This window comes from Ferruginibacter sp. (genome assembly GCF_031430955.1).
GTDB lineage: Bacteria > Bacteroidota > Bacteroidia > Chitinophagales > Chitinophagaceae > Ferruginibacter.
This window is the reverse complement of the sequence record NZ_JANPCM010000612.1, coordinates 1-5,492: the sequence shown is the minus strand read 5'-3', so window position 1 is coordinate 5,492 and position 5,492 is coordinate 1. Positions and strand designations below refer to the sequence as shown.

The window sequence follows — 5,492 nt, the reverse complement described above, 5'->3', positions numbered from 1 at the left end:
TGCCGCTCATCTTCAGTACTGCAGCAAAAGCACCCAACATACCCAGCGGTATTGCTATTGCTACAGTTAGCAGTATTGGCTTTTTAGGATTTTTAATGGGGCCGCCTTTAATTGGGTATATAGCCCAATTAGCCGGGCTGCAATATTCTTTTATGACGATTGCATTTTTGGGTTTAGGTATTAGTTTGATGGTGAGTAAGGTAAAGGAGATTGGGTAACTGATATACTGTTTAATACCATGACGTATAAGAGATTAATTTCTTTTTTTATTACTGAAAACACCCGTTTAAACTTATCGTACTGCCTGTACAATTTTGAAACCTTTTTATTTACTCTCTAAAAGTATTGCCGGGCTTTTTTAATAAACAATTAAGGCCACAAGCAGTAATGCTGCAACTGTTGATGTTGAATTATATGCCATCTTAAAAGTTTTTACTGATCAGTTCAATTCTACATGCTGCACTGGCTCCTGAACTTTATAGCCTTTGATACTAAAAAAAATAATTATTAAAAAACAAACAAAAGGTACGGTATAACCAATTTGAATATTGTCGTTATACAGATCAATAATGCGGCCCATAATAAAAGGAAATACAGCACCTCCTACAATTGCCATAACTAAAAGAGAACCGCCAATTTTTGTTTCCTGCCCCAGGTTTGCAAGACCTAATGCAAAAATTGTAGGAAACATAATGCTCATAAAAAACCCCATTGCACCTAATGCATATATTACTATACTACCATTACCAAAAATGGCCAGCAAACAAAGTAACGCTGCCATTACCGAAAAAATAGTAAGCAGTTTGTGCGAAGCAATATATTTAGTTAACAGCGTACCAATAAAACGACCGGCTAAAAATAAAACGCCATAGATGGTTCCTAAATAATACCCGGCGGTTTTTTCATCTACCCCTCCGCCTTTTATTGCCATGCGTACAAAAAAACTGGTAACACATACCTGTGCCCCTACATAAGCAAATTGAGCAAATACTGCCCACGATAAATGTTTATGACGGAATGCTTTTATAAATTCAACAGGTTTAGCGGTCCTGTTATCGTCTTTAACTTCGGGCAGATGAAAGAAATAAAATAAAATGGCCACTAATAAAAAACCGCAGGCTATAAAAATATAGGGCGTTTTTACAGAGGCTGATTCTGTATTGAGATAGACCAGTTTATCTGCCGCACTCATTTTTAATAAAGCGTCTTTAGAATGCTCTACACCCGATAAAATAAACCGGGCTCCAATGAGCGGTGCAATAAACACAGCCAGGCCGTTTACAGATGCGCCCAGGTTTAATCTTGTGCTGGCACCTTTTTCATCCCCCAGCACAGCTGCATAAGGATTAGCAGCAGTTTCTAAAATAGTGATGCCGCAACCAATGATAAATAATGCCAGCAAAAATAATTCGTACGTACGGGTGTTAGCAGCTGGTACAAATAAAAAGGCCCCAATTCCTGCCAAAATCAATCCTGCAATTATTCCATTTTTGTAACCCCATTTTTTTAAAATAATCCCTGCAGGAATGGCCATTAAAAAATAAGCAAAAAATATAGCTACATCTATTAATGTTGATTGAGCATTACTTAATTCGCAGGCTTTTTTTAAATGTGGGATTAAAATACCATCCAGATTATGTACCATGCCCCACAAAAAAAATAAAAAAGCTACTAAAATAAACGGTACAAGGTATTTATTTTTATTATGGAATTGATTTGCTGATACTGTTACAGTTGATGCAGCTTGTTGTATGGCCATATTTAGATTGCAGGTTTTATTTTATAGTGAATAAAAATTTACAGCATTATTATAAAACACATTTTCCTGTTCTGCATTGTTTAAAATAGAATGCAGCACTTGTTTATAAGCATCCCAGGTTTTTGTATAACTTCCTGCAAGCAATGATACCGGCCAGTCGCTGCCGCAAAAACACCTGTCATCGCCAAATTGCTCCAACACAAATTCAATGTAAGGCTTTAAATCTTCTGCTGACCAGCCGGCAAAATTTTTAGTTGCAGTTGCAAGGCCTGAAATTTTTGCATAAAATTTTTTATTTGCTGCAGCTTCCTTCATCAGCCTCCCCCATCGGCCAAATTTTTCTTTTGTTGCAATGGGTGGCTGATTCAAATGGTCGAATACCATTTTTAAATCAGGTATTTTATCAGCAACTTTCAAAACGGTTTCAATATGCGCCGGCAAAATACCAACTACATCAAACGGTAAATTGTTTTTTGCCAGTATTTTCAAACTTCCAATCACTGTATCCTGCAATAACCAATTAGCATTTGGTTCATCATGTATTAAATGACGAACACCTTTGTAATAATTATTTTTCAAATAAACGTCCTGTAATAATCTTTCTGTTGCTTGCGGATCCTGTAAAGGTAACCATCCTGCAACACCTTTAATCCATGGGGTTTTATTGGCAACTTCCAGCATCCAATCGGTATCTTCTGCGTTGTTAGTGGCCTGTACCAATATACCAGCTGTTATGCCTGACGCTTTTCGTTCTGCTTCTATCTCTTCAATATTGTAGGTCCTTCTCAAAATAGACGTATCATTTTTTAACCAGTCGTATTCCGCTTTATCAAAATTCCAAACATGAATATGTGTGTCTATTATTTTTTGATCCATAATAAAATATTTTATTCATCAAAATATCAAAATTGCTGTTGTATCACATTTATTTTAAAGGATAAAAAAAATTGCATTATTTACACTATAAGTATAAAAGATGAGTAAAAGAAAATCTCCCCATGCCAAATCTAAACCGGTAGTTTTATTAATTCAAATCACCAGATTAAATTCATCTGCATAATTTTAGGAAACATTACAGGAAAAGCAATATCTCTTTTTATATCGCCTGATGAAAAATAAACATTTTGTACTCCCTATTGCCAGTAAAATAAATTAATCAAGATTTATTATGACTTTTTTAATTTTAATGTTTTAGCCGCTTTTTGTGCTTTTAATGCTAATTCGGTAGCCAGGAAGCAATGTTTTTGCGACATAGCAGTTTCAGTTCTGTTTAAAACATCATCTACTAATAAAGGGCCAAACGGTAATACTTCATTATTACAATCAATGTGGATCATCTCTGTTTTGTTTGCCATGTACAAATGATTTCCGCCTTTAAGCCCTGAAGCAATATCCGTATTTTTCCTTACTTCAATAAAACCATCCGTGCCTAAAATAGTTAATCTGCCATCTCCCCATGTATCTAAACCATCTGGCGTAAACCAGTCAACACGTATATAACCGGTTCCTCCGTTTCCACTTAACATTACATCACCAAAATCTTCAAATAACGGCTTATCAGGATGATGAACATTTCCTACCTGAGACATTAATACGTTTGCTTCGGCAGACCCTGTAAAATGTAAATACTGATCAAATTGATGAGACCCAATATCTGTGAGAATGCCGCCATATCTTTTTTTATCCCAAAACCAATCAGGCCTTACTGCCAATCCGGTTTTACCAATTCCATTATTAATTCTGTGTGGTGCTAAATTTACGGTTTGAATTACTTTGCCAATTGCACCGGCTTTTACTAATTGACTTGCTTTTTCTGTGGCTTTATTTTCAAAACGCTCACTATACATGATGGAGTAAATTCGTTTCGTTTCCTGTTGTGTTTTTTTAACAGCAGCTAATTGTTCTAAAGTAATGATACCCGGTTTATCGGTCAGATAATCTTTGCCATGTTTCATTACACGAATACCTAATGGCGCTCTTTCATCGGGAATGCCCGAACTTAATATTAAATGAATAGCAGTATCTTCTAAAATCTCCTCTTCGCTTTTTGCCAATTTTGCTTCGGGATATAATTTTAAAAATGCAGCAGCCAGATTGGGTTGCTTTGCATATAAAGCCACCAATTCACCACCTCCCCTTTTTATGGCATCCGTCATTCCATAAATATGAGGGTGATCGATATTAATAACTGCAAATTTTATTCTGTTAGCGATAATTGGTTTTGTATTTGTTTGAATGATGGTTTCTGATTTGACCTTATTTTGAAATCCAGATAATAAATACATTCCAGACAACAGTGAAGCATTTTTTAGAAATTTACGGCGATCTGAATTTGATTGGTTCATGATGTTTATTTTAATGGTTGAATATTTATTTGAATAGTGTAATTTTTAGTACAAAAGGAATCCTGTTTTTGGCAGAACGTTACTGCGATGAATTATGAAATAACCGGCATGCTGCATCAGCAGTTTCTCCGGTATGGAATTTTTTATCTTTTTAACTTTGTAATGTGTAAAGAAATCAGGCATAAAAAAAAATCCCTGCAAATGTAGAGATTTAGTTGTGTCGGGATGACAAGATTCGAACTTGCGACCCCACGCCCCCCAGACGTGTGCGCTACCGGGCTGCGCTACATCCCGAATTGTACTTCTTTTTACCGGACGGCAAAAGTAATTGAAAATTTCAACTTTAAAAAGTTCAACTTATCTTATCTTAGCGCAACTTTTTACTGCATGAAGGTTTTAATAAAGCAAGCTAAAATAATTTCTTCCTCCTCTCCTTTTAACGGGCAAACTAAAGATATTTTAATAACCAATGGCACAATTACTGCCATCGGCAATGCTATTAGTGAAAAAACCGACCAGCAAATTGAACAGCCGGGTTTATGCATCAGTATTGGATGGATGGATGTTTTTTCCAACTTTGCCGACCCTGGGTTTGAATATAAAGAAACTTTAGAGACTGGTGCTAAAGCTGCGGCAGCAGGTGGTTTTACCGATGTGATGGTAATACCCAATACCTATCCGGTGGTGCATAGCAAATCGCAAGTGGAATACATTATTCAAAAGTCAAAATCATTGGCTGTAAATATTCATCCGATTGGTGCGGTTACAAAAAATGCTGAGGGAAAAGACCTTGCAGAAATGTACGACATGCACCAATCCGGTGCTGCAGGTTTTGGGGATGGCGTAAATTCAATACAATCTTCGGGTATAATGTTAAAAGCATTGCAATATGTAAAAAGTTTTAACGGCACTGTTATACAAATTCCCGATGATAAAAGTATTGGCACAAACGGGTTGATGAATGAAGGAATAATTTCTACCCGTTTAGGTTTGCCGGGCAAACCAACTATTGCCGAAGAATTATTAGTAGCAAGAGATATTAAACTGGCAAGATATGCAGACAGTAAATTACATTTTACCGGTGTATCTTCTGCAAAAAGTTTAGAATATATTAAAAGAGCAAAAGATGGTGGGCTGCATGTTAGCTGCTCGGTAACACCTTATCATTTATTTTTTACCGATACTGATATAGAACAATACGATACCAACTTAAAAGTTACTCCGCCATTAAGAACTGCAACAGACAGGGAGGCTTTATTAAAAGCAGTTGCAGATGGAACGGTGGATTGCATTGCATCACATCATTTTCCGCAAAACTGGGATAGTAAAACTTGTGAGTTTGAATATGCCAGGGAAGGAATGATCGGATTAGAAAGTTTGTTTGGAGT

The 5,492-nt window shown here is 36.2% G+C and carries 4 protein-coding genes, 1 tRNA gene and 1 pseudogene; 2 read left to right on the top strand and 4 right to left on the bottom strand.

Features of this window, described 5'->3' with window-relative positions; all coding sequences use genetic code 11:
- A pseudogene (locus ACY65O_RS17340) lies at nucleotides 1–218 on the top strand (MFS transporter); the annotation flags it as partial.
- A 221-nt stretch (nucleotides 219–439) separates the two neighbouring features.
- Here ACY65O_RS17340 and fucP read toward each other — a convergent pair.
- The 4 genes from fucP to ACY65O_RS17320 form a co-directional block, all read right to left on the bottom strand.
- Nucleotides 440–1,759, bottom strand: coding sequence for an L-fucose:H+ symporter permease (fucP, locus tag ACY65O_RS17335; RefSeq protein ID WP_462222120.1), 1,320 nt, complete (start codon nucleotides 1,757–1,759; stop codon nucleotides 440–442).
- Between the two features lie 21 nt (nucleotides 1,760–1,780).
- Nucleotides 1,781–2,635 (bottom strand): amidohydrolase family protein, encoded by an 855-nt coding sequence (locus ACY65O_RS17330; protein ID WP_462222119.1) that lies wholly within the window; start codon nucleotides 2,633–2,635, stop codon nucleotides 1,781–1,783.
- A gap of 290 nt (nucleotides 2,636–2,925) precedes the next feature.
- Nucleotides 2,926–4,104 carry a Gfo/Idh/MocA family protein gene (locus ACY65O_RS17325; protein WP_462222118.1) on the bottom strand — a complete coding sequence of 393 codons (1,179 nt, stop codon included), beginning with the start codon at nucleotides 4,102–4,104 and terminating at the stop codon, nucleotides 2,926–2,928.
- A gap of 220 nt (nucleotides 4,105–4,324) precedes the next feature.
- A tRNA-Pro gene (locus ACY65O_RS17320) sits at nucleotides 4,325–4,398 on the bottom strand.
- Between the two features lie 93 nt (nucleotides 4,399–4,491).
- On the opposite strand from ACY65O_RS17320, the gene ACY65O_RS17315 reads away from it, so the two are divergent.
- Nucleotides 4,492–5,492, top strand: a 1,001-nt coding sequence (locus ACY65O_RS17315; RefSeq protein ID WP_462222117.1) for a dihydroorotase, incomplete at its 3' end; no start/stop codon positions are given.